This window comes from Streptomyces sp. NPDC033178, from assembly GCF_055577685.1.
Window position 1 is genome coordinate 150,542 of the sequence record NZ_JBVIPT010000017.1, and the last position, 24,958, is coordinate 175,499.

At 70.8% G+C, this 24,958-nt stretch carries 19 protein-coding genes; 5 read left to right on the top strand and 14 right to left on the bottom strand.

Features of this window, described 5'->3' with window-relative positions; all coding sequences use genetic code 11:
- Nucleotides 1-20: 20 nt before the first annotated feature.
- The 5 genes from ACZ5VQ_RS35535 to bldG form a co-directional block, all read right to left on the bottom strand.
- Nucleotides 21-1,541 (bottom strand): DUF7059 domain-containing protein, encoded by a 1,521-nt coding sequence (locus ACZ5VQ_RS35535; RefSeq protein ID WP_469108533.1) that lies wholly within the window; start codon nt 1,539-1,541, stop codon nt 21-23.
- Between the two features lie 294 nt (nt 1,542-1,835).
- Nucleotides 1,836-2,426, bottom strand: coding sequence for a small secreted protein (locus ACZ5VQ_RS35540; RefSeq protein ID WP_469108534.1), 591 nt, complete (start codon nt 2,424-2,426; stop codon nt 1,836-1,838).
- Nucleotides 2,427-2,641: 215 nt separating this feature from the next.
- Nucleotides 2,642-5,047 carry a sodium-translocating pyrophosphatase gene (locus ACZ5VQ_RS35545; protein WP_469108535.1) on the bottom strand — a complete coding sequence of 802 codons (2,406 nt, stop codon included), beginning with the start codon at nt 5,045-5,047 and terminating at the stop codon, nt 2,642-2,644.
- Between the two features lie 378 nt (nt 5,048-5,425).
- Nucleotides 5,426-5,869 carry an ATP-binding protein gene (locus tag ACZ5VQ_RS35550; protein ID WP_362083571.1) on the bottom strand — a complete coding sequence of 148 codons (444 nt, stop codon included), beginning with the start codon at nt 5,867-5,869 and terminating at the stop codon, nt 5,426-5,428.
- Nucleotides 5,870-6,019: 150 nt separating this feature from the next.
- Nucleotides 6,020-6,361 carry an anti-sigma factor antagonist BldG gene (gene bldG / locus ACZ5VQ_RS35555; RefSeq protein ID WP_003975386.1) on the bottom strand — a complete coding sequence of 114 codons (342 nt, stop codon included), beginning with the start codon at nt 6,359-6,361 and terminating at the stop codon, nt 6,020-6,022.
- An 81-nt stretch (nt 6,362-6,442) separates the two neighbouring features.
- Between bldG and ACZ5VQ_RS35560 the strand changes: the two genes are divergently transcribed.
- Entirely contained in the window at nt 6,443-8,935 is a 2,493-nt protein-coding gene (locus tag ACZ5VQ_RS35560; RefSeq protein ID WP_469108536.1) for a DEAD/DEAH box helicase, read from the top strand.
- Nucleotides 8,936-8,944: 9 nt separating this feature from the next.
- On the opposite strand, the gene ACZ5VQ_RS35565 is transcribed toward ACZ5VQ_RS35560, so the two are convergent.
- The 7 genes from ACZ5VQ_RS35565 to ssd form a co-directional block, all read right to left on the bottom strand.
- The gene (locus ACZ5VQ_RS35565) at nt 8,945-9,439 is read right to left on the bottom strand and encodes an Rv3654c family TadE-like protein (RefSeq protein ID WP_469108624.1); all 495 of its coding nucleotides are present in this window, start codon (nt 9,437-9,439) and stop codon (nt 8,945-8,947) included.
- Between the two features lie 65 nt (nt 9,440-9,504).
- Nucleotides 9,505-9,903 carry a TadE family type IV pilus minor pilin gene (locus tag ACZ5VQ_RS35570; RefSeq protein ID WP_469108537.1) on the bottom strand — a complete coding sequence of 133 codons (399 nt, stop codon included), beginning with the start codon at nt 9,901-9,903 and terminating at the stop codon, nt 9,505-9,507.
- The gene (locus ACZ5VQ_RS35575) at nt 9,890-10,120 is read right to left on the bottom strand and encodes a DUF4244 domain-containing protein (RefSeq protein ID WP_469108538.1); all 231 of its coding nucleotides are present in this window, start codon (nt 10,118-10,120) and stop codon (nt 9,890-9,892) included. Before ACZ5VQ_RS35575 ends, ACZ5VQ_RS35570 begins: the two co-directional genes overlap by 14 nt.
- A 130-nt stretch (nt 10,121-10,250) precedes the next feature.
- Nucleotides 10,251-11,090 (bottom strand): type II secretion system F family protein, encoded by an 840-nt coding sequence (locus ACZ5VQ_RS35580; RefSeq protein ID WP_469108539.1) that lies wholly within the window; start codon nt 11,088-11,090, stop codon nt 10,251-10,253.
- Nucleotides 11,087-11,926, bottom strand: coding sequence for a type II secretion system F family protein (locus ACZ5VQ_RS35585; RefSeq protein ID WP_469108625.1), 840 nt, complete (start codon nt 11,924-11,926; stop codon nt 11,087-11,089). Before ACZ5VQ_RS35585 ends, ACZ5VQ_RS35580 begins: the two co-directional genes overlap by 4 nt.
- A gap of 38 nt (nt 11,927-11,964) precedes the next feature.
- Nucleotides 11,965-13,392, bottom strand: a complete 1,428-nt coding sequence (locus ACZ5VQ_RS35590) for a TadA family conjugal transfer-associated ATPase (RefSeq protein ID WP_469108540.1) — start codon at nt 13,390-13,392, stop codon at nt 11,965-11,967.
- A 167-nt stretch (nt 13,393-13,559) separates the two neighbouring features.
- Nucleotides 13,560-14,663, bottom strand: a complete 1,104-nt coding sequence (gene ssd, locus ACZ5VQ_RS35595; protein WP_469108541.1) for a septum site-determining protein Ssd — start codon at nt 14,661-14,663, stop codon at nt 13,560-13,562.
- A gap of 583 nt (nt 14,664-15,246) precedes the next feature.
- Between ssd and ACZ5VQ_RS35600 the strand changes: the two genes are divergently transcribed.
- Nucleotides 15,247-16,071, top strand: coding sequence for an HAD family hydrolase (locus ACZ5VQ_RS35600; protein ID WP_398892195.1), 825 nt, complete (start codon nt 15,247-15,249; stop codon nt 16,069-16,071).
- Between the two features lie 374 nt (nt 16,072-16,445).
- Here the strand turns inward: ACZ5VQ_RS35600 and ACZ5VQ_RS35605 are convergent, their stop codons facing one another.
- Complete coding sequence (locus ACZ5VQ_RS35605) at nt 16,446-17,294, bottom strand: Fic family protein (RefSeq protein ID WP_469108542.1); 849 nt, start codon at nt 17,292-17,294, stop codon at nt 16,446-16,448.
- Between the two features lie 94 nt (nt 17,295-17,388).
- Between ACZ5VQ_RS35605 and ACZ5VQ_RS35610 the strand changes: the two genes are divergently transcribed.
- Nucleotides 17,389-18,381, top strand: a complete 993-nt coding sequence (locus tag ACZ5VQ_RS35610) for an ATP-binding protein (RefSeq protein ID WP_469108543.1) — start codon at nt 17,389-17,391, stop codon at nt 18,379-18,381.
- A 22-nt stretch (nt 18,382-18,403) separates the two neighbouring features.
- On the opposite strand, the gene ACZ5VQ_RS35615 is transcribed toward ACZ5VQ_RS35610, so the two are convergent.
- Nucleotides 18,404-19,726, bottom strand: coding sequence for a polysaccharide deacetylase family protein (locus ACZ5VQ_RS35615; RefSeq protein ID WP_469108544.1), 1,323 nt, complete (start codon nt 19,724-19,726; stop codon nt 18,404-18,406).
- Nucleotides 19,727-20,050: 324 nt separating this feature from the next.
- Here ACZ5VQ_RS35615 and ACZ5VQ_RS35620 point away from each other — a divergent pair, with 324 nt between their 5' ends.
- Nucleotides 20,051-22,426 carry a bifunctional SulP family inorganic anion transporter/carbonic anhydrase gene (locus ACZ5VQ_RS35620; protein WP_469108545.1) on the top strand — a complete coding sequence of 792 codons (2,376 nt, stop codon included), beginning with the start codon at nt 20,051-20,053 and terminating at the stop codon, nt 22,424-22,426.
- Nucleotides 22,427-22,730: 304 nt separating this feature from the next.
- Nucleotides 22,731-24,746 carry an acetate--CoA ligase gene (acs, locus tag ACZ5VQ_RS35625; protein WP_469108546.1) on the top strand — a complete coding sequence of 672 codons (2,016 nt, stop codon included), beginning with the start codon at nt 22,731-22,733 and terminating at the stop codon, nt 24,744-24,746.
- Nucleotides 24,747-24,958: the final 212 nt, after the last annotated feature.

The window sequence follows — 24,958 nt, forward strand, 5'->3', positions numbered from 1 at the left end:
CCCGCCGGGCCGGGGAAAGCTCACCGTGCGGGCTCGATGAACCCCTGCTCGACCAGCAGCCGGATCTGGGACGGGGTCCGGTCCCGCAGCAGGACCGGGTCCTCTCCGACGAGTTGGGCGATGGCGTCCAGGATCCGGCCGGCGCTCAGCGTGCCGTCGCAGACGCCCGCGAAGCCCGCACCGACCGTGTCCACCTTCGTGGCCCGCCGCATCCCGCGGTGCTGGCGCAGCACGACGTGCTCGGGGTCCTCGGCGCCTGGCAGCCCGACCTGCTCCTGCACGACCTCGCCCGCGAGTTTGAAGTGCCCGGCGAGCAGCGCCGCGTCGTCGTGCGCCCGCAGATAGTCCACGCGGTCGAAGTGCGCGCGCACGGTGTCGCCGAGGGGCTGTTCGACGGAGTGCGGCCACTCCTCCACGACGACCGAGGGCTGGGCGGCCGCCGACTTGCGCAGGCTGATCCAGCCGAAGCCCACGGACTTCACCTTCCGGGCCTCGAACTCGTCCAGCCACGCGTCGTACCGCGCCTGGTACTCCATCGGGTCGGAGCGGTGGTCGCCCGCGTCCCGCAGCCACAGCTCGGCGTACTGCGTGACGTCCTGGACCTCGCGCTGGACGATCCACGCGTCGCAGCCGCGCGGCACCCAGGACCGCAGCCGGTCCTGCCAGTCCTCGCCCTCCACGTGCTGCCAGTTGGCGAGGAACTGCGCGTACCCCCCGTCGTTCAGCCGGTCGCCCGCCTCCTGAACGAGCGTGCGGCACAGATCGTCCCCGCCCATCCCGCCGTCGCGGTAGGTGAGCCGGGCGCCGGGGGAGATCACGAAGGGCGGATTGGAGACGATCAGGTCGTACGTCTCGTCGTCCGCCACCGGCTCGAAGAGGGAGCCCTCGCGCAGGTCCGCCGCCGGGGCACCGGACAGGGCGAGCGTGAGCGCGGTGATGTGCAGCGCGCGGGGGTTGAGATCGGTCGCGGTCACCCGCGTGGCGTGCTGCGCGGCGTGCAGGGCCTGGATCCCGGAGCCGGTGCCGAGATCGAGGGCCGAGCCCACCGGCGTACGCACCGTGATGCCCGCGAGTGTCGTGGACGCACCGCCCACTCCGAGTACGACGCCTTCGTCAAGGGTGCCGATGCCGCCGGCCCCGCCGACCGCGCAGCCGAGGTCGGAGACGATGAACCAGTCCTCGCCGCCCGGGCCGCCGTACGGCCGTACGTCGACCGTCGCCGCGACCTCGTCCCCGCCGGTCCGGGTCAGCCAGCCGCTCTCCAGGCAGTCCGCCACCGGCAGGACGTCCGCCACGCGCGCGCGGGGCACGGGCTGCTGCAGCAGGAAGAGGCGGACGAGCGCCTCCAGCGGTGAGTCGCCCCGGGTGGCCCGGAGCGCGGGCACGGTCTCGCTGCGGGCCAGCGCCGCGTACGCGGGGGCGCCGAGCAGGTCGAGCAGCCCGTCGGCGCTGAAGGAGGCGCCCAGGAGGGCGTCCCGCAGGCGCGCGGTGACGTCGGTGCGGTCGGACGAGGGCAACGGTGCCAGGCTGCTGTTACTCACGCCTCCATACTCCCCCAGCAACGGGACCACTGGCTTCAGCCCGTAAGGCGAATCGCCCCCTTGACTTATGATAATTTCCATCTGTCCTGCAAAGGATCGGTTCGGGCTGGACCGCAACCTTCGGGTTGGAAGCCCCCCTCCTCCGGGTGGGGGATGCGGAGTCACTGTGTCCGCTCCCGCCGACAGCGCGGGCAACTCAGGGCATGCCGAGGGCCCGCTACCCGCGTGGATGCTATTCGTCCACGCGGGTAGCGGGCCCTCTTTCGATCGACCGAACGACCGGCCTTCCTAAGCTCAGGCCTTGCTCGCCGACGGCGACGTGGAAGCGGACTTGCAGCTCTCCTGCTTGGCCATCGCCTTGCCCACGTCGCCCTCCTCCAGCTTCTTGAGGGCGTCGTTGCCGCTCTGGCTGAGCTTGTCGAGCTGGGTGGCGATCCCCTTGAGACCGTCGGCGAACTTCGCCTGGTCCTTCGTGTCGAGGCCGTCGACCTGCTTCTTGAGGTCGGCGTACGAGGAGGAGATCGTGTTGAGCTCCGTGACGGCGTCCTTCTGCTTCTTCTCGCCGTCGTCGACGTCGGGCGCCCCGGCCTTGTCCACGGCTGTGCCGATCGCCTTGTAGGCGTCGGACATGTCCTGGAAGGCCTTGGAGTCGGTCTTCTGGACGTCCGCCGGGGTGCTGTTGTCCGAGGTCTGCTTCTGGATCGCGGTATTGGCGGCCTCGATCTTCACCGCCTGCGGCTGCACCGCGTCACACACCTGCTTGGCCCAGGAGTTCAGCTTGTCGCTGCTGTCGTCACTGCTGCATCCCGACAGCGCCAGTACCAGTACCGCACCGCCGGACAGTGCGGCCGCGAGCTTCTTGTTCACCGGATTGGTCCCTTCCATGGCTCTCGGCCCCGGAACATACACGCCAAGTGGGCGACACCAGCGTGACGAAGGTCCACTTCATCCGTTATTGAAGCCATTTGCACCAAGCGAGATAAGGCTCACGAACAGGGCGTGGACACACACGGGCGGGCGGACGGCACGTCAATACGCGCCGTCCGCCCGCCCGTTGAGCGGAGCCCGACCGGGCGATGACCCGGCCGGCTACCCGATGGCTACGAAACCACCGCCGGATCCACCGACTTGGCCACCCGCTCGGAGTTGCCTTCGTCACCCACGGCGATGCCTCGCCGCTTGGACACGTACACCGCGCCCACGATGACGGCGAGCGAGAGCACCGCGATGAGAACCCGCATGCCCACGCTCTTGTCCTCGCCGTAGCTGAATTTGACGACCGCGGGCGCGATGAGCAGCGCCACCAGGTTCATCACCTTCAGGAGAGGGTTGATCGCCGGCCCCGCGGTGTCCTTGAAGGGGTCGCCGATCGTGTCGCCGATCACCGTCGCGGCATGGGCCTCGCTGCCCTTGCCGCCGTGGTGGCCGTCCTCGACGAGTTTCTTCGCGTTGTCCCACGCGCCACCGGAGTTGGCGAGGAACACCGCCATCAGCGTGCCGGTGCCGATGGCTCCCGCGAGGAACGAGCCGAGCGCGCCGACCCCGAGCGTGAAGCCGATCGCGATCGGCGTCAGTACGGCGAGCAGACCCGGTGTGGCCAGCTCGCGCAGCGCGTCCTTGGTGCAGATGTCGACGACGCGCCCGTACTCGGGTTTCTCGGTGTAGTCCATGATCCCGGGGTGCTCGCGGAACTGCCGCCGCACCTCGTAGACCACGGCCCCGGCGGACCGCGAGACCGCGTTGATCGCCAGCCCCGAGAAGAGGAAGACGACCGCGGCGCCCGCGATGAGCCCGACCAGGTTGTTGGGCTGTGAGATGTCCATCATCAGGTTCATGGGCGCGCCTGGCCCCGAGACCTTCTCGCCCACTTCGTTCGCGGCCGTGAGGATCGCGTCGCGGTACGAGCCGAAGAGCGCCGCCGCCGCCAGTACCGCGGTGGCGATGGCGATGCCCTTGGTGATGGCCTTGGTGGTGTTGCCGACGGCGTCCAGGTCGGTGAGCACCTGCGCGCCCGCGCCCTCGACGTCGCCGGACATCTCGGCGATGCCCTGCGCGTTGTCGGAGACCGGACCGAAGGTGTCCATGGCGACGATGACGCCGACCGTGGTGAGCAGACCGGTACCGGCCAGGGCCACCGCGAAGAGCGCCAGCATGATGGACGTGCCGCCGAGCAGGAAGGCCCCGTACACGCCGAGGCCGATCAACAGGGCGGTGTAGACGGCCGATTCGAGACCGAGCGAGATACCGGCGAGGACGACGGTGGCCGGGCCGGTCAGCGAGGTCTTGCCGATGTCCCGTACGGGACGCCGGGTGGTCTCGGTGAAGTAGCCGGTCAGCTGCTGGATCAGCGCGGCCAGGACGATGCCGATGGCGACCGCGACGAGCGCGAGGAACCGCGGGTCGCCGGAGTGGCCGAGGATGGCCTCGTCCGTGACGCCGTCCAAATCGGCGTACGAGGACGGCAGATAGGCGAAGACCGCCGCCGCCACGAGCGCCAGCGAGATCACCGCGGAGATGAAGAACCCGCGGTTGATGGCGCTCATCCCGCTGCGGTCCGATCGGCGCGGAGCCACGGCGAAGATGCCGATCATGGCGGTGAGTACGCCGATCGCGGGCACGATCAGCGGGAAGGCGAGCCCGGCGTCGCCGAACGCCGCCTTGCCGAGGATCAGCGCGGCGACGAGCGTGACGGCGTACGACTCGAAGAGGTCGGCGGCCATGCCGGCGCAGTCCCCGACGTTGTCGCCCACGTTGTCCGCGATGGTCGCGGCATTGCGCGGGTCGTCCTCCGGAATGCCCTGCTCGACCTTGCCGACCAGGTCGGCGCCGACGTCGGCGGCCTTGGTGAAGATGCCACCGCCGACACGCATGAACATGGCGATCAGCGCGGCACCGAGACCGAAGCCCTCCAGGACCTTGGGCGCGTCGGCCGCGTAGACGAGAACCACACAGGACGCACCAAGGAGTCCGAGCCCCACGGTGAACATGCCGACGACGCCGCCCGTGCGGAAAGCGATCTTCATGGCTTTGTGCGAGACGGCGGTGAGATCCTTTTCGGGCTCACCCTCCGCCGGAGTCGCTTCCCGTGCCGCGGCGGCCACGCGGACATTGCTGCGCACGGCGAGCCACATGCCGATATAGCCGGTGGTCGCCGAGAACGCCGCGCCGATCAAGAAGAAGACCGATCGTCCGGCGCGCTGATTCCAGTCGTCCGCGGGCAGCAGCATGAGCAGGAAGAACACCACGACGGCGAAAACGCCGAGCGTGCGCATCTGCCGACCCAGGTAGGCATTCGCGCCCTCCTGGATCGCCACCGCGATCTTCTTCATGCTCTCGGTGCCCTCGCCCGCCGCGAGTACCTGGCGTACCAGGACCCCGGCGACGACAAGCGCCGCAAGGGCGACGGCCGCGATGACCATCACGATCAGACGGTTGTCGTCTGTCAGTACTGCGGCTGCGAGGGTAGTGGGCTGGTCAAACTGATGAGGGGTAGAAAGCCCCGCCATTCGTCCTCCTTGACGCTTGGACCGAGCTCAAGATGTGGACGGATTGTAGGTACCGGAACCTGATCAAAACAGTGTGCGGTAAGTGGAATCAGCCTTCACGTGCTCTTCAGCAAATGATCCACGGACCATCACGGAACCCGAAAGTGGTAATGCCTCAAAAGCATTGACCCGTGATCCATTGGCGACCGGCATGGCGTAAAGACGATCGTATTGTTGATCGTAATCCGGATAGTGAATTCATTCACGAAAAGGCGGAGCTTGATCCGGAGATGACCGCGCATGAGGTCCGGCCAGGGCGCCGAGCCGGTCCGGACATGCGAAAGGGCCCTGCTGAGCAGGGCCCTTTCGCACATGTTGAGGCAGTACCTAGGGGGTGGATCAGGGAACGAGCGCAGCCGGCGGCGTGGTGGGCCAGCTCATCCTGATCAGGCCGCCGTTCTCACCGGCGGTCACTTCGACGTCGTCGACGAGGCCGCTGATGACCGCGAGGCCCATCTCGTCCTCTTCGGTCTCAACGTCCACGCCGGTGGCTCCACCATGGGCGCCCGGCGTCTTGTCGCCGGGAACCGTGTGCGGGGCCTCGTCGCCGACCTCGATGGAGAACTGCTTCTCCTCCTCGATCAGCGACACCCGCACCGGCGCCGAGATTCCGCCACTCTGGTGCAGGCCGACGGCCCGGGTGCAGGCCTCGCCGACGGCGAGCCTGACCTCATCGAGAACGGCCTCGTCCACTCCGGCCCTGCGCGCCACCGCTGCCGCCACCAGTCGGGCGGTCCTGACGTGCTCGGGCAGCGCGCTGAAGCGGAGTTCAACGGTGGCCATGCATCCCCCTCGGAACTACGGGCGTGCGGTCGGGGGGCCGGGTCGCCGAGACCCGGCCCCCCTCCATTGACTTCTGCCTTCCGGGCCTGGCCCGGGATCCGGCTGTCGGCCGCTGACCGGCCAGTCAGGGACGGGCCGGTCCACGGCCGGTCAGTCGGTGGCCGCCACCGCTTCCTCGACCGAGGTGTGGATCGGGAACACCTTGGTGAGGCCGGTGATGCGGAAGATCTTCAGAATGCGCTCCTGATTGCAGACGAGCCGGAGCGAACCCTCATGGGCACGCACCCGCTTCAGGCCGCCGACCAGAACGCCGAGCCCGGTGGAGTCGAGGAAGTCCACGCCCTCCATGTCTACGACGAGGTGAAAACTGCCGTCGTTCACCAGCTCGACCAACTGCTCGCGCAGCTTGGGCGCGGTATATACATCGATTTCGCCACCGACCTCGACGACCGTACGATCGCCGACGGTACGGGTCGACAGGGACAGGTCCACGGATCCTCCAGCACCTTGCTAATCGAGCGGTCATCCCAAGGGACACCTCGGCAGAGCCCCCGGGACGGTTCGCCAGCCGCGATGGCATTCAATCACTTACCGGCAGGCGTGCACGACGCCTTGGGTCCATTGTCCGTCACGCCAGTGACACACTCGATGCCGATGGCCAAGAATCACCGATCCGATCGAACCTCGACGGACACCGCATCCCGCCCCTCGCCGGGCGAGATCCTGGACCGGCTCGCCTCGGGGCCGAGCCGGGCTTCGCGCATCACTCATACGGAGCACTTGCCCCCACGTGAGGGTCGTCATGCCGTGTGGCCCGACCGGATCCGCGCGGAGGTCATCGCCGCGGTGCAGTCCGCGGGAATCGAACACCCATGGGCCCACCAGGCACTCGCCGCCGAGCACGCCCTCGACGGCGACTCGGTGGTCGTCTCCACGGGCACGGCCTCCGGGAAGTCCCTGGCGTATCTCGTCCCGGTCCTGTCGACGCTCCTCGACGGCTCCGAGGCGCCGAACGGCCGTGGCGCGACCGCGCTGTACCTCGCCCCGACAAAGGCGCTGGCAGCGGACCAGCGCAGATCCGTGAAGGAACTTTCACAACCGCTGGGCAATGCCGTACGTTCGGCGGTCTACGACGGGGACACGCCCGTCGAAGAGCGCGAATGGGTACGCCAGTACGCCAACTACGTCCTCACCAACCCCGACATGCTGCACCGCGGGATACTTCCCTCGCACCCCCGCTGGTCCTCCTTCCTGCGCGCCCTGCGCTATGTCGTCATCGACGAATGTCACACCTACCGGGGCGTCTTCGGGTCCCACGTCGCCCAAGTGCTGCGCCGCCTGCGCCGCCTGTGCGCCCGCTACGGCTCCTCCCCCGTCTTCCTCATGGCCTCGGCCACCGCCGCCGAGCCCTCGGTCGCCGCCTCCCGCCTCACCGGCCTGCCGGTGCTGGAGGTGGCCGACGACGCCTCACCCCGCGGTGAACTGGTGTTCGCCCTCTGGGAACCGCCCCTCACCGAACTCCACGGCGAGAAGGGCGCCCCCGTCCGCCGAACCGCCACCGCCGAGACCGCCGACCTCCTCACGGACCTGACCGTGCAGGGTGTCCGCTCGGTCGCCTTCGTACGGTCCCGCCGCGGCGCCGAGCTGATCTCGGTGATCGCCCAGGAACGCCTCGCCGCAGTGGCATCAGCGGCCGGCGCCGCGGGCGACCGCTCCCTGGCCCGCCGCGTGGCCGCCTACCGCGGCGGCTACCTCCCCGAGGAACGCCGCGCCCTGGAACAGGCCCTCCACTCCGGCGAACTCCTTGGCCTCGCCGCCACCACCGCCCTCGAACTCGGCATCGACGTCTCCGGACTGGACGCCGTCGTCATCGCCGGCTACCCGGGCACCCGGGCCTCCCTGTGGCAGCAGGCGGGCCGCGCCGGCCGTTCCGGCCAGGGGGCGCTGGCGATCCTGGTCGCCCGTGACGACCCGCTGGACACGTTCCTCGTCCACCATCCCGAGGCCCTGTTCGACCAGCCGGTGGAATCCACCGTCCTCGACCCCGACAACCCGTACGTCCTCGCACCCCACTTGTGCGCCGCGGCCGCCGAACTACCGCTGACCGAGGACGACTTGCCCCTCTTCGGCCCCGCCACCGCCGAGCTGCTGCCGCAGTTGGAGGCCGCGAAGCTGCTGCGCCGCCGCACGAAGGCATGGCACTGGACACGCCGGGAACGGGCCGCCGATCTGGCCGACATCCGCGGCGGGGGCGGCAGTCCGGTACAGATCGTGGAGACCGGTTCCGGGCGCCTGCTGGGCACGGTCGACGCGGCGGCCGCGCACGCCACCGTCCACGAGGGCGCCGTCCACCTCCACCAGGGCCGTACGTACCTGGTGAAGGAGCTGCACCTGGACGACTCCGTCGCCCTGGTCGAGGAGGCCAACCCCCCGTATTCGACGGTCGCCCGCGACACCACCGCCATCTCCGTCCTGGAGACGGACGTCGAAGTCCCCTGGGGCGACGGCCGGTTGTGCTACGGCTCCGTCGAAGTCACCAACCAGGTCGTCTCCTTCCTTCGTCGTCGTGTCATCACCGGCGAGGTGCTCGGTGAGACCAAGCTCGACCTCCCGCCCCGCACCCTGCGCACCCGAGCCGTGTGGTGGACGGTCACCGAGGACCAGCTCGACGCCGCCCGCGTGAATCCCGAGATCCTCGGCGGCGCCCTGCACGCCGCCGAACACGCATCGATCGGCATGCTGCCGCTCTTCGCGACCTGCGACCGCTGGGACATCGGCGGCGTCTCCGTCCCGCTGCACCCGGACACCCTGCTACCCACCGTCTTCGTGTACGACGGCCACCCCGGCGGCGCGGGCTTCGCGGAACGCGCCTTCCACACGGCCCGCGAGTGGCTCACCGCCACCCACCAGGCCATCGCCTCCTGCGAGTGCGACGCCGGCTGCCCGTCCTGCATCCAGTCCCCCAAGTGCGGCAACGGCAACGAGCCCTTGCACAAACGGGGAGCCGTGCGGTTGCTGACGGTGCTGCTGAAGGGGGCACCGGAGAAGCCGGCCGAGGAGAAGTGAGGCTGAGGGTTACGGCCCCACGTCCTCGAAGGCTCGGTCGGCGGCTCTGGTCGGCGCCGGAGGTGTGCCAGGACCAGCTGACCCCGCCGCTCCCGCCGATCCCGGAGGACCGGCCGGAGCCACAGGCCCTACCGGCCCCGCCCTGGCCCGTACCTCCGCCGTCAACGGTCCCCGTCCCGCCGCGACCGTGACGTCCGAGATCTCGCCCTGGACGGCGCACCGTACGACCCGGGTGCCCTGTGCGCGCGCCACACGCTCCGACAGTGCGCAGGCTGCCGTCCCGCCGTCCATCCAACTGTCGGCCGCCGCGAGCGCCGCCAAGTCGGCCGCTCCGCCCGCGCGGTGACGGATCACCACAGCCTGGCCCATGGCCAGGACGGCACCGAACACGACGCACAGCAGGGCAATCGCACCCACGGTCCAGACGGTCGCCGATCCTCGGTCCGACGCGAAGACCTTCGCGGGCGCCCTCGCGAAGGCCCTTGTAGGCGTCCGTCCGCGCAGTCTCGTACCCACTCGCGCACTCGCTCTCGTAGCGGCCCTCGTACGCGACCGGAGTCCTGCCCGCCTCATCCGCCCGCCCCCACCGTCTCCTCGGCCAGGGCCACGGCCTCGTGTGTCAGGTCGAGGGCCAGCGCGTCGGGACCCGGCGCCTTCGCCTCGACCCGTACGTGCACGAGGTCGCCCTCTCTCCGGACGGTGACCCGCGCGCCGCTCGGCGCCGTGTCACGGGCCGCTGCCAGCATCGTGCCCGGCGGGTCCTGCCGGGCCGCGGCGCGGGCTCCCGCCCGGGCCGCGTCCACGCACTGGATCAACGCGGCCGCCGCCATCAACGCCCAGACCAGCGCCATCGTGAACGCGACCAGCACCGGCAGCACCACGGCCGCCTCCGCCGTGACGAACCCCCGGTCCCGGGACATCGCCAGAGACACGTCCGCACCGGACGCCCCAGCCTCAGAACTGCCCATTGAGCGCCCGCCCCACGATGTCCTGCAGAGCGCCACGCACCTGCCCGCTGGTCAACACCTCGTAGAGCACCACGGCGAACCCCACCGCCGTGATCAACCCCATCGCGTACTCGGAGGTGACCATCCCGGCATCCCTCCGCGCCTTCCAGTCCCGGCCCGCCAGGACCCACGTCCACACCGGCCCCAGCACTCGTACTCGTACTCGTACTCGCCGCATTGCCTTGCTCATCCGAACCCCCGTACAGATCTGTTCCGTTGACCTTTGAATTTGGTTCTTGGGCCTTGGCCCCTCGGCCCTTTGGCCGTTGGCCGGCCCTGACCACTCGTCGTTCACCCCGTTCCGTACGTCACCCACCACCCCCACCCAGCACCCCGCCCGCGAGCCCGATCACCACAGGCAGCACGCCGATGGCGATGAACGCGGGCAGGAAGCACAGCCCCACCGGCGCTGTGACCAGGACACCCGCCCGCCGGGCACGGGCCGTGGCGGTGCGCCCCCACTCCGCTCGGGCCTCCGCGGCAAGGCGTGCGACGGGACCAGCCGCCGGTACGCCGGACTCGCCCGCCCGCTCCAGCAACCGGGCCAGCGCCCGAGCCCCGGGCAAGGCGGCCAACCCCCGCCACGCCTCGGCCGGTTCACCCCCGAGCCGCACCTCGGCCGCACCCCGCGCCAGCCGCTGCCCCACGGGCCCGTCCAGCGCCTCCCCCACCGCCTGTGCGGCCACCGCCGGACTGGCCCCCGCCGCGATACAGGCGGCCAGCAGATCGGCGGCGAGGGGCAGTTGCCGCGTGGCCAGCCCCGCGTCGAACTCCTCCACCGGCGCCGGTCTCCGCTGCCACCGCCACAACCCGAAGCCGGCCACGAGCCCGACCACGACACCGGCCGCACCTCCGACGACGGCCCAACAGACGCTCAGCGCACCGAACACCGGCAGCCACCGCCTCAACTCACCGCGCATCACCAGGCGCCACCCGCCGGACGCCGACTCCACGGCCGACCCCGTGCCCTTGGCCGACCCCGTGCCCAGAGCACCCACGGGAGGCCCCGTGCCCACGGCCGCCACAGCCTTCAACCGCCTTCGCGTCCTCCGCTCCCGCCGCACCGCACCCAGGGCCCGGGCGAGCGCCCACACCGCCACCACGACGCACAGCGCCACCCCCAGCCTGTGGACAACTTCCGCGCTCATCCCGCCTCCGCTCCTCGTACGATCCGCAGCACCCACCAAAGCCCGACGCCCTCCAGGACCCCGCCGACGACCAGACAGCCCAGCCCCGCGCCGGTGTGCAGCACGACATGCAGCGGATCCGCGCCGAGCGCGGTGCCGAGGAGCAGTCCGAGCACCGGCAGCCCCGCCAGCAGCACCGCCGTCGACCGTGCCCCGGCCAACTGGGCCCGCAGGTCGGCCCGTTGGTCCCGCTCCGCTCGCAACGCGCCCTCCAGCCGGTCGAGCCCGGCCGCGAGTCCGGCGCCCCTGTCCACGGCGACCCGCCAGCAGGCGGCGAGGCCCAGCAGTCCTTCGGCTCCCGGTCGTCGTGCCGCGTCGGTGAGCGCGCCGGGCACGTCCCCGCCGAACCGGGCCGCCGCCAGCACCACCGCTTGGGCGCGGCCGAGGCCGCCCGAGTCACGGGATGCGCCGAGCAGGGCCTCACCCGGCTGGCGCCCGGCGCGCACCTCCCCCGCGAGCGCCCCGCACAACGCGATCACCGCGTCGGCCCGCCGCTCCCGCGCCCGCCGTGCCGCCCCGGCACTCCGGGCCCGGCGGACCAGTGGCACCCCAAGTGCCCCCGCGACGAGCGGCACCACGGACGCCCCGAGCAGACCGACCACCGCCCCGGCGACCAGGACCCACCACTCGCCCCGCAGCCGCTGCCACCGCCGCAGCCGCTCTCCGACCCGCACGGCCCGCTCCCACGCCGGCGGCCCGGCTCCCACCGCCCCACCGCCCGCACACACCAACCGCACCCGCCGCGCCCCCGGTCCGTGCCCGCCCATCAGCCAGGCCGCCGCCCCGGCACACGCCATCGCCGCACTCACGGACACCGACACCTCACCGACCCCCGTCACAGCCCCTCACCCCTCTCGCCGACTCCACCGACTTGACCGACTTGACCGATGCCAGACCACCGTCCCCAAGTCCCGGAGGGCCCGGTGCGCCCGGAGCCCGCGGAGTCCGCGGCGCCCCCGGAGTCCCAGACGTCCCCGATGCCGCCGAGCAGCCCCCGCAGTCGCTCCCACCCCCGCTCGTACGTGAAGGCCTCCGCGCCCCACCGCAGCGCAGGCACCGTCACCACCAGCCCCGCCGGATCCCGCTCCAGCACATGCACCTCGGCGATCCGTCGCCGCCCGGCCCGGTCGCGTACGAGATGGAGCACCACCGAGAGCGCGGCCGCCACCTGACTGTGGAGGGCGGCCCGGTCGAGACCCGCTGCCGTGCCCAGCGCCTCCAGCCGGGCCGGCACTCCGGAGGCGGCGTTGGCGTGGACGGTCCCGCAGCCGCCTTCGTGGCCCGTATTCAAAGCCGCCAGCAGGGCGACTACTTCGGGCCCGCGGACCTCGCCGACGACCAACCGGTCGGGCCGCATCCGCAGGGCCTGGCGCACCAGGTCCTGGAGCGTGACGAGTCCGGCGCCCTCCTGGTTGGCGGGTCTGGATTCCAGCCGTACGACGTGGGGATGGTCGGGGCGCAGCTCCGCCGAGTCCTCGGCGAGCACGATCCGCTCACCCGGCCCGACGAGGCCCAGCAGTGCGCTCAGAAGCGTCGTCTTGCCACTGCCCGTGCCCCCGCTGATCAGGAAGGACAGCCTCGCGTCGAGCAGCGCCCGCAGGAGCAGGTCCCCGCCCGGCGGTACGGTCCCCGCCGCCACCAGCTCCGGGAGCGTGAAGGCCCGTGGCCGTACGACCCGCAGCGACAGGCACGTCGAGCCGACGGCGACCGGTGGCAGTACCGCGTGCAGACGGGTGCCGTCCGGGAGCCGGGCGTCCACCCAGGGGTGCGCGTCGTCGAGCCGTCGCCCGGCCACCGCCGCCAGGCGCTGCGCGAGGCGTCGTACGGCCGCCGCGTCCGGAAAGGAGACGGCCGTCAGCTCCAGGCCGCCTCCCCGGTCCACCCACACCCGGTCGGGTGCCGAGACCAGCACGTCGGTGACCGAGGGATCACCTAGCAGCGGCTCCAGCGGCCCGCTGCCGACCAGCTCCGACCTCAACCGCTCGGCCGCCCCGAGAACTTCGGCGTCCCCGAGTACCCGCCCCTGTTCCCGCAGGGCCTGCGCCACGCGCGCGGGAGTCGGCTCGGCCCCGCTCTCGGCAAGCCACTGCCGGACCCCGTCCAACAGCCCCGTGTCCGAAGCCGCATTCCCGCCCGCGCGCCGCCCCGCCGAGCTCGCATCCGCGGACCCACTCACGCCCGTACGACGGCCCGCGGGCCCACTCACGCCCGTAAGAGGACCCCCGGGGACACTCACGCCCGTACGCCGCCCCGCCGACCCCATACCCTCAGCCAGACCCCCGCTCGCACGGCGACCGGCAGGCCCCACCTCCGAAGGCGGACCCGCACCCGAACGCCGACCCGCCGACCTCACCTCCGAAGCCGCGCCTGTACGCCCGTCCGAGAACCCCGCCTGCCCCGGCGCGACGCCACGCACGCGCGTGCCCCCGCTCATACGGCCCCTCCCGCGACAGCGGTCCGCTCCCAGAACGCCGAGCAAAAGCGGGCCAGCGGCCCCCGGCCGTCCGCGCCGGGCGGAGCGCCTCGCTCCTGGGCCGCCAACAGCCCTGTCTCCACCGGCACTTCGCCGGCCAGGGGCAGCCCGAGGAGTCGGGCGACCTCCCTGTCGTCCAGACCGGGCGCGTACGGTCCGCGCACCACGACGCGCAGGTCCTTCAGGACCATGCCGACCGCGGACGCCACCCGCCCGGCCGCCGCGACGGCGCGCAGTTCGGCGGGGACCACGAGCAGGCCGAGGTCCACCTGGGCGAGGGCTTCCGCGACTCCTTCGTCGATCCGGCGCGGCAGGTCCACGACCACCGCCCCGCCTCGCCGCCGGGCGGCGGCCAGCACGGCCCGGACCGCCTCGGGTGCGATGGTGACGCAGTCGCCGCGGTCCCAGCTGAGGATGCGGAGGGCGTGCAGTGAGGGCAGGGACTCCTCCAGGGCGCCACCGCCGACCCGGCCGTGCGACGCGGCGAAGTCGGGCCAGCGCAGCCCTTCGGCGGCCTCTCCGCCGAGGAGTACATCGAGTCCGCCGCCCAGCGGATCGGCGTCGACAAGGAGCGTGCGCCTTCCCTGGCGCGCCGAGATGACCGCGAGCGCGCAGGCGAGCGTGGAGGATCCGGCGCCGCCGCGACCGCCGATCACGCCGACGGTGAGGGCGGCCGGGCCGACTCCCTCGGCCACGTCGGCGATCCGGTCGACCAACCATTGTTCGCCATCCGGCAGCAGCAGAACATGGTCGGCGCCGATCTCCACAGCCCTCCGCCAGACCCCGGAATCGTCCTGATCCCGCCCCACCAGGACCACTCCGCGTCTGCGCGCGGCTCCACGCACCCGCCGCGCGGCATCGTCGCCGACGAGCACCAGGGGCGCTGTCTCCCAGCCGCCGCCGCGCTCCGGCACCCCGTGGTGGACCTCGGGCCGGGCGCCGGCCGCGGCGCACAGCCGCAGCAGGTCGTCCAGCAGATCCGCGTCCTCCGTGACGATCAACGGTCCGCCCTGCCGCCCCTCGGCGGCCGACAGCCGGTCGTGTGTGATGGCTCCCGCCACGATCTCCAGCCCCCTTCGCTTCTTCCTCGCGGCGCCCCTGCGGCCCCGCGATTCCCGCCCGCGCGAAGAACCGGCAACCGGCCCTCCATATGAACCGCCGATACGAACCGGCCATAGCCCCCGGACAATCGGAACCGGCCATGAACTTCCGCGAGCGGTGCGCGTTGGAATCACGGTGCAGCGATCCAGGAAATCGTGTGGATCTTGGTCAATAACTGTGGACAACCCAGCGGTTGTGAATATCGCCTTCACCCAAACCGGTGACCGATGAGTGACTGTTGTACGACTTCCTCAGAGCAGCGCAGTGACTACCCACGGTGACGAATCCTGCGCAGACATAAAGGAACGCCGCAGCCCGCACAACAGGGCCCGGCGCTCGAAGAAGAGAAGTTGAAAACCCACCCGGACATGCGACGACCCCCGCCGGGGGGGAGAGCGGGGGTCGTCCCCACGGTCTGACTCGGGGGGGGAGGAGCCGGACCGGGTTAGCACGGTCGCGAACGATCCGTGACTTCCATGGTGTACCCGAGAGCCCTCTCAGGCAAACCCACGCGCCCCACACTAGCCCGAATGGCGGGCGCATATGCTCGACCCCGTGGAAAACCACTCCTTGCCCCGCACAGCGGCCTTCTTTGACCTGGACAAGACGGTCATTGCGAAGTCGAGCACGCTCACCTTCAGCAAGTCGTTCTACCAAGGCGGCCTGATCAACCGCCGGGCCGTGCTGCGTACCGCGTACGCCCAGTTCGTCTTCCTCGCGGGCGGCGCCGACCACGACCAGATGGAGCGGATGCGCGAGTACCTGTCAGCGCTGTGTCGCGGCTGGAACGTCCAACAAGTGAAGGAAATCGTCGCCGAGACCCTTCACGACCTGATCGATCCGATCATCTACGACGAGGCCGCCTCCCTCATCGAGGAGCACCACATCGCCGGGCGGGACGTCGTGATCGTCTCCACTTCGGGGGCCGAGGTCGTCGAACCCATCGGCGAACTGCTCGGCGCGGACCGGGTGGTGGCGACCCGGATGATCGTGGGCGACGACGGCTGCTTCACGGGCGAGGTGGAGTACTACGCGTACGGCCCGACGAAGGCCGAGGCCGTCAAGGAGCTGGCCGCGTCCGAGGGGTACGACCTCTCGCGCTGCTACGCCTACAGCGACTCGGCGACCGACATCCCGATGCTCGCAGCGGTCGGTCATCCGCACGCCGTGAACCCCGATCGCGCACTGCGCCGCGAGGCCACCGCGCGCGCGTGGCCCATCCTCGACTTCCACCACCCGGTCCGGCTGAAGCAGCGGCTGTCGGTGCCGCCGCGGCCGGCCCTCGTCGCCGCCGCGGCGATAGGAGCGGCGGCCGCCACGGCGGGTCTGGTCTGGTACGCGAGCCGTCGACGCGCGGCGGCCGTGTGATCCACGGGCCGCGGGTGCGCCCGATTCGCTACCTTTGCTCACAAAAGTAAAGAAGTACAGCGAGGGGTTCCGCTTCCTCCGGACCTGGAGTACAAAGGGGTTAACGGCCCGCGAGACCAAGGACATCCGAGAGGATCACCTTCAAACGCAACCGAGGCCCCACGGACCGCGCATGAACACCGGGCACCCACGCGACGTCGACCCGTCGATTACGGGCCAGCCGCACCAGGCGACGGGCAACAGTTCCCGACCTGATGGGCAATATCTCGAGGACGCTTGGTAACCGGGTGGACATGCCAGCGGCGGTACGGACCCCGTACCGCCGCAACCCTGTTCAGGGGTATTTCAGAGTCGGCATTAAAGGCCCCGCAGCCCTACGCGGCCCCTCGCTGAAGCGCCTCGCACACCGCCGTCGACTCCCTGGCGCCGAGTTCGATCGCCCTGCCGCAGTGGGCGATCCAGGACGCCACACCCTCCGGAGTGCCGGAGACATAGCCTTCGAGGGCCGAGGCATAGGCCGCGCGGCCCAGTTCCCCGTGACCGACCTCCGCCGGACAGACGGACTTGGGGTCGAGGCCGCTGCCCACCAGGACGATGCGTTCGGCCGCGCGCGCGACCAGGCCGTTGTGGGATCCGAAGGGGCGCAGCGCGAGGAGTTCGCCGTGCACGATCGCGGCGGTCACCAGGGCGGGTGCGGAACCCCCCTCGACGACCAGCCGCGCCAGTCCGTCGAGACGGCCCTCGACCTCGGCCGCGTCCGGCAACGGAAGCCTGATCAACGGCGGCCCCACGGCTGCCGCGGCTGTCTCCGTGACGGATTCACCGTCCCGTCGTGGACGCCCGACCGCGTCCTCCTTGTCCGCGGCTGCCACCAGGTGCAGCCGTGCCAGTACCCGAAGGGGCGACTGCCGCCAGATGGACAGGAGTTGGCCCGCCTCGGCGGTCAGCCTGAGTGCGGAGCCCACCACGCGGGCCTCGTCGTCGCCACTGAAGTCGGCCCGCCGGCGCACTTCTTCGAGCGCCCAGTCGGCACCGGACAGCGCCGCGGAACCGCGCGCGCCGCGCAGCGCCGCCTCCGAGGTGATCGCGTTGCTGCGGCGCCGCATTATGCGGTGCCCGTAGACCCGGTCCACGGCCTTGCGCACGGACTCCACGGATTCGGCCACGCCGGGCAGCGACCCCAGCGCCGCGAGCGGGTCGGCGTTCCCACCTGTCGTACTCATGAGTACGACCCTACGCACCCCCGGCCCGCACCCCACTAATGAGTGGTCTTCTTCACGTGTGGCGGCCCCCGGGCACCGTTCCGCCGGTACCTTAATGAACATGAAAATTGCTTTCGTTGGGAAGGGCGGCAGCGGCAAGACCACCCTGTCCTCGCTCTTCGTGCGCCACCTCGCGTCCACCGGATCGCCCGTCGTCGCGGTGGACGCCGACATCAACCAGCACCTCGGGCCCGCGCTCGGCCTGGACGACGCGGAGGCCGGGCGGCTGCCCGCCATGGGCGACCGGCTCGCGCTCATCAAGGACTACCTGCGTGGTTCCAACCCGCGCATCACGTCCACCGAGACGATGATCAAGACGACCCCGCCCGGCGAGGGTTCCCGTCTGCTGCGGGTGTGCGAGGACAACCCGGTGTACGAGGCCTGCGCGCGGCCGGTGGAACTCGACGGCGGCGCCGTCCGTTTGATGGTCACCGGCCCGTTCACCGAGGCCGACCTGGGAGTGTCCTGCTACCACTCCAAGACCGGTGCAGTGGAGCTCTGCCTGAACCATCTCGTCGACGGCCAGAGCGAGTACGTCGTCGTCGACATGACGGCGGGCTCGGACTCCTTCGCGTCCGGCATGTTCACCCGCTTCGACATCACGTTCCTCGTCGCCGAGCCGACCCGGAAGGGAGTCTCCGTCTACCGCCAGTACAAGGAGTACGCGCGCGACTTCGGCGTCACCCTGAAGGTCGTCGGCAACAAGGTGCAGGGGCAGGACGACATCGACTTCCTGAGGGGCGAGGTCGGCGACGACCTGCTGCTGACGGTCGGTCACTCGGACTGGGTGCGCGCCATGGAGAAGGGCCGCCCGCCCCGGTTCGAGCAGTTGGAGGACGGCAACCGCCGTGCGCTGCGTGCCCTCCAGGCCGCCGCCGACGCCACGTACGAGCAGCGCGACTGGGAGCGCTACACGCGCCAGATGGTCCACTTCCACCTGAAGAACGCCCAGTCCTGGGGCAACGAACGAACGGGCGCCGACCTGGCCGCCCAGGTCGACCCCGAGTTCGTCTTGCGCGAGCAGGCGCCGCTGCCCCAGCACGCCTGAGGCCGGCCACCCCGCCCGGGGGCTACCGCCTGACCGCCGGTGCCCCCGGGACGCCCTTCGGGGCCGGGGCAGGCGGCTCGGAGAGGTCGGATACGTCGGATACGTCGGATACGTCGGAGAGGAACGACGTCCAGCCGCCCTTCGGCTCCTGGCCCACCTTGAGGGTGCGGAGCTTGTCCAGGGTCTTCGGGTCCTGGACGTCGAGCCAGTCGGCGAGTTGACGGAACGAGACGCAGCGAACCTCTGGCTCGGTGCAGACCCGCTCGATGGTCTCCTGGACGGCGCGCATGTACGTGCCGCCGTTCCAGGACTCGAAGTGATTGCCGATGATCAGGGGCGCGCGGTTGCCCTTGTAGGCGCGGGAGAAGCCCTTGAGCAGGCCGTCCCGCATCTGGTCGCCCCAGTACCTGTGCTTGGCCGGGTTGCCCCGGGTGGTGGCGCCCGACTGGTTGACCAGGAAGTTGTAGTCCATGGTCAACGTCTCGAAGGCGCGCCCCGGGACGGGGACGAGCTGCATCGACAGGTCCCACAGGCCCTTCTCCTTCTTGGGCCAGACCTGGTTGTTGACGCCACTGGTGTCGTAGCGGAAGCCCAGCTCCCGGGCCGCGCGCATGAAGTTCTTCCGCCCCTCCAGACAGGGCGTACGGGCGCCGACGAGTTCCTTGTCGTAGTCGAAGGGCAGCGGGGACGCCTTCGTCGTACCCGTGGTGCTCTTCCAGGACTTGACGAAGAACCTGGCCTGGGCGATCTCGTCCTTCCACTCCTCGACCGACCACTGGCCCACGCCGCCTCCGCCGCCGCAGAAGTGGCCGTTGAAGTGGGTGCCGATCTCGTTGCCCTCGAGCCAGGCGCCGCGCAGTTGCCGCACGGTGTCCTTGATGCCCTGCTCGTCATTGAAGCCGATGTCGGAGCGGCCCGGTGAGTGCCGCGGCGGCCGGTACAGCTCACGCTTCGCCTCCGGAAGCATGTACACACCGCTCAGGAAGTACGTCATCGTCGCGTTGTTGGCCTTGGCCACCTTGCGGAAGTGCGAGAACAGCCGCTGGCTGTCCTCGCCGGCCCCGTCCCAGGAGAAGACCACGAACTGGGGCGGTTTCTGACCGGGCCTCAGCCGCTCGGGCCGCGGCAGGTGCGGCTGCGCGCCGGTGAAGGCGGTGGAGCCGTCGCCGATCAGACGGACCGCGTTCTTGGGCGCCGGGGCGCCCGCGGCCTTCGTCGCGCCGCGAGCGCCGTCACCGTGCGCGTCCTTCTCGACGTCGGTGTCACCGATACCGCAGCCGGCGAGCGCGGCGGCGCAGGCCGCGGCGGCCGTGACGCCCGCGGCGATCCTCTGAGTGGCGGCCATGTTTCGCCCACCTTCTTCCTTCAGTCGGGCCAAAGCGGAGGGATTCCGTGCGGTGGAATCCCGGAGAACCCCGAGAAAACGGACAGAAACCGACAACTCCCCCAAGATCTCAGGAGCCAGGGAAGGAATTAGTGCGACAAGCCGATCAAAATGATTAATCACTCCCTGGAGTGAATTACTGACCCATTTGCGCTACTTTTTCGCACACATCCTTTACTCTCCATTACGATTCATTTACCGAGCGTTGAGAAATCCCGCCGCTGTACGCCGTGACCCACGGCCGCGCCCCAAGCGACCGCGTAGCCCCGGAGGAAGACGGGAACCATGCCTGCCTGCGTCCCCACCCGCACCGACGACTCTTCGCACATGCCCGACGAGGGGCGGCCGCACAGCCCGCCCCGGCCGCGTCGCCGAGTTCCACGGATCCCCCGTGTCCCTCGGATCGCCGGCGCCGATCTGTCCGCCTCGATCGCCGTCTTCCTGATCGCCCTTCCCCTGTCCCTGGGCATCGCCCTCGCCACCGGAGCTCCGCTGCAGGCGGGGCTCGTCGCCGCCGCCGCGGGCGGACTGGTGGTCGGCCGCCTCGGCGGCGCACCGCTCCAGGTGAGCGGCCCCGCCGCCGGGCTCACGGTGGTCACCGCCGACCTCATCCAGAAGTTCGGCTGGCGCACGACCTGCGCCATCACCGTCCTCGCCGGTCTCGCCCAACTCGCCCTGGGCTTCCTGCGGGTGGCCCGTTCCGCCCTCGCCGTCAGCCCCGCGATCGTGCACGGAATGCTGGCCGGCATCGGCATCACCATCGCCGTCGCCCAGCTGCACATCGTGCTCGGCGGCTCCCCCGACAGCTCCGTCATCGACAACATGCGTGAGCTTCCCGCCCAGTTGGCCGACCTCCACGGGGCGGCGCTGTCGATGAGCGCCCTCACCCTGACCCTCCTGCTGGTGTGGCCGCGCATTCCGGGCCGGGCCGGGCGCATGCTCCGTACGGTCCCCGCCGCGCTCGCCGCCGTGGCGGCGGCCACGGCCGTCGCGGCCCTCGCCGGGCTGCGGCTGCCCCGGGTCGACCTGCCCTCCTGGAGCAGCCACACCCTCGCCGGGCTGCCGGAAGGACCCGTCCTCGGCATCGTCGCCGCCGTCCTGACCATCGCCCTGGTCGGCAGTGTCGAGTCGCTGCTCTCCGCCGTGGCCGTCGACAAACTGACCGCCGCCCGGGGGCGCGGGCCGCGCATCCCGCGTGCCGACCTCGACCGCGAGCTGCGCGGACAGGGCGCGGCGAACATCGTCTCCGGAGCGCTCGGCGGACTGCCCGTCACGGGCGTGGCGGTGCGCAGCGCGGCCAACGTCCAGGCGGACGCCGTGAGCCGTGCCTCCACCATGCTGCACGGCCTGTGGATCGTGGTCGCCGCCCTGCTGCTGGTTCCCGTGCTCGACCTGATCCCCCTCGCCGCGCTCGCCGCACTGGTGATGGCCGTCGGCGTACAGATGGTGTCGATCAACCACATCCGTACGGTCACCCGCCACCGCGAGATTCCCGTGTACGCGGTCACGACGGCCGGAGTCGTGTTCTTCGGTGTCCTCGAAGGCGTGGCGATCGGTGTCGCCGTGGCCGTGACGGTGGCGCTGCACCGGCTCACCCGCACACGGATCACCCACGAGGAGGACTCGGAGGGCGTCCACCACGTACGCGTACGCGGGCAGTTGACCTTCCTCGCCGTGCCGCGCCTCAGCCGGACACTGCATCTCGTGCCCCAAGGGGCCGATGCCGTGGTCGAGCTGGACGGCTCCTTCATGGACCACGCGGCGTACGAGTCGTTGCACGACTGGCAGAGCGCGCACATCGCGCAGGGCGGCTCCGTCGAGCTGACCGGACGCACCGGAGCCAGGCTGGCCGCGCCCCATGTCCAGGGGGGCACCGGCGAGACCTCGCACTGCCATTGCCGACCCTGGACACCCTGGCGCAACCACCACTGCGAGCGCCCCGAGAGCACACCGCAGGGCGCCCGCCCGAGCGGGCATCAACTGGCCAGCGGCATCAGCTCGTTCCAGCGCAACACCGCGCCCCTGGTGCGCGGCGAGCTGGCGCGGCTCGCGCGGGAGGGGCAGCAGCCTTCCCAGCTCTTCCTGACCTGCGCCGACTCCCGGCTGGTCACGTCGATGATCACTTCCAGCGGCCCGGGCGACCTCTTCGTCGTACGGAACGTCGGCAATCTCGTACCGCCCCCCGGCGAGGAGAGCGCCGACGACTCGGTCGCGGCCGCCATCGAGTACGCGGTGGAGGTGCTGCAGGTGCGGTCCATCACCGTCTGCGGGCACTCCGGCTGCGGGGCGATGCAGGCGCTGATGAACACCGAACCGGGCGGCGCGCAGACGCCGTTGAAGCGGTGGCTGCGGCACGGGCTGCCGAGTCTGGACCGGATGGCCGCCAAGGACCGGCCCTGGACACGGATCGCCGGACGGGCACCCGCCGACGCCGTCGAGCAGCTCTGTCTGACCAACGTGGTGCAGCAGTTGGAGCATCTGCGGGCGCACGACTCCGTGGCCCGGGCGCTGCAGGAGGGCGCGCTCGAACTGCACGGGATGTACTTCCACGTGGGCGAGGCCCAGGCGTACCTCCTCACGGAGCGCGCTCACCCCGAGGAGCCGGACGGCGAGGTCTTCGATCGGGTCGCGGCGACCGCACTGCACGACACACCTGCCTGAACCGCCCGTTCCGGGGCCCGCGGGCCCACTCCCAGGAGCCCGCGGGCCCACTCCCGGGGGTCCGCGGCCCCACTCCCGAGGGCCCGTCCAGCGCCCTGCCACGGGTTCCGTTCGGCGCCCCGTCACGGGGCCGTTCGGACACCTGCCACGGGCCCGTCCCACCCGCGAGCCTGAACCGCGCCCCTCTCCCGTCCGTGAGAACGTGTGGCCCCCCGTATCCGCGGGAGGCCGCACGCACACATGATCCTGCCCACAGGTCTAAACCAATTCCCGGACGGCCCTTGTCACCAGGGGTCCGCGTCTGATGAGCTGTGGCCTGGGACACAACGGGTCGCCCCCGACACAGCGCCGTAAGGGAGATGTCGTGAGCAACGAAAGCCTGGCCAACCTGCTGAAGGAAGAGCGCAGGTTCGCGCCGCCCGCCGACCTGGCCGCGAACGCCAACGTCACCGCGGAGGCGTATGAGCAGGCCAAGGCTGACAGGCTCGGCTTCTGGGCCGAGCAGGCCCGCCGGCTGACCTGGGCCACCGAGCCGACCGAGACCCTGGACTGGTCGAACCCGCCGTTCGCCAAGTGGTTCAAGGACGGCAGGCTCAACGTCGCGTACAACTGCGTGGACCGCCACGTCGAGGCAGGGAACGGCGACCGCGTCGCCATCCACTTCGAGGGCGAGCCGGGTGACGGCCGCGCCATCACCTACGCCGAGCTGAAGGACGAGGTCTCCCGGGCGGCCAACGCCCTGACGGAGCTCGGGGTCGAGAAGGGCGACCGGGTCGCCATCTATCTGCCGATGATTCCCGAGGCCGTCGTCTCGATGCTGGCCTGCGCCCGCATCGGCGCCGCGCACTCCGTGGTCTTCGGCGGCTTCTCGGCCGACGCCATCGCCACCCGCATCCAGGACGCCGACGCCAAGCTGGTCATCACCTCGGACGGCGGCTACCGCCGAGGCAAGCCCTCCGCGCTCAAGCCGGCCGTCGACGAGGCGGTCTCCCGGGTCGACGGCGTGGACAAGGTGCTCGTCGTGCGCCGTACGGGCCAGGACGTCGCGTGGACCGAGGGCCGTGACGTCTGGTGGCACGAGATCACGGCGAAGCAGTCCGCCGAGCACACCCCCGAGGCGCTCGACGCCGAGCACCCGCTGTTCATCCTCTACACCTCGGGGACGACGGGTAAGCCGAAGGGCATCCTGCACACCTCCGGCGGCTACCTCACCCAGGCCGCGTACACCCACCACGCCGTCTTCGACCTCAAGCCGGAGACCGACGTCTACTGGTGCACGGCCGACATCGGCTGGGTCACCGGCCACTCGTACATCACGTACGGGCCGCTGGCGAACGGCGCGACGCAGGTGATGTACGAGGGCACGCCGGACACCCCGCACCAGGGGCGCTTCTGGGAGATCGTGCAGAAGTACGGCGTGACGATCCTCTACACGGCGCCGACGGCCATTCGTACGTTCATGAAGTGGGGCGACGACATCCCCGCGAAGTTCGATCTCAGCAGTCTGCGGGTGCTGGGGTCCGTCGGTGAGCCGATCAACCCCGAGGCGTGGATCTGGTACCGCAAGCACATCGGCGGCGACCACACCCCGATCGTGGACACCTGGTGGCAGACCGAGACCGGCGCGATGATGATCTCGCCGCTGCCGGGTGTCACCGAGACCAAGCCGGGGTCCGCGCAGCGCGCGCTGCCGGGCATCTCGGCGACCGTCGTCGACGACGAGGCGCGCGAAGTGCCCGACGGCGGCGGCGGGTACCTCGTGCTCACCGAGCCGTGGCCGTCGATGCTGCGCACCATCTGGGGCGACGACCAGCGGTTCCTCGACACGTACTGGTCGCGCTTCGAGGGCAAGTACTTCGCGGGCGACGGCGCCAAGAAGGACGACGACGGCGACATCTGGCTGCTCGGCCGGGTGGACGACGTGATGCTCGTGTCCGGGCACAACATCTCCACCACCGAGGTCGAGTCGGCGCTCGTCTCGCACCCGTCGGTCGCCGAGGCGGCGGTCGTGGGCGCGGCCGACGAGACGACCGGCCAGGCGATCGTGGCCTTCGTGATCCTGCGCGGTACGGCGTCGGAGACCGAGAGCCTCGTGGGCGACCTGCGCGACCACGTCTCGAAGGCGCTGGGCCCGATCGCCAAGCCGAAGCGGATCCTGCCGGTGGCCGAGCTGCCCAAGACCCGTTCGGGCAAGATCATGCGCCGGCTGCTCCGTGACGTCGCGGAGAACCGTCAGCTCGGTGACGTCACCACGCTCACCGACTCCACGGTGATGGACCTCATCCAGACCAAGCTCCCGGCGGCGCCCAGCGAGGACTGACGTAGGGACTGACGTACGGCTCGAAGAGGGCACCCGGCGCCGGACGCGCCGGGTGCCCTCTTCGCGTCTAGCGTGAAGATCACCGGACGGGTCCGGCCGTATCTTGGGTAGGCTGAGCAACGCGTAAACAACGCGACAAGAGAAACGCGACAAAGAGAACCCAGAGATCCCAGAGATCTCAAAAGGTGCGCCGGGAAGTCTGGTCGGCAAGT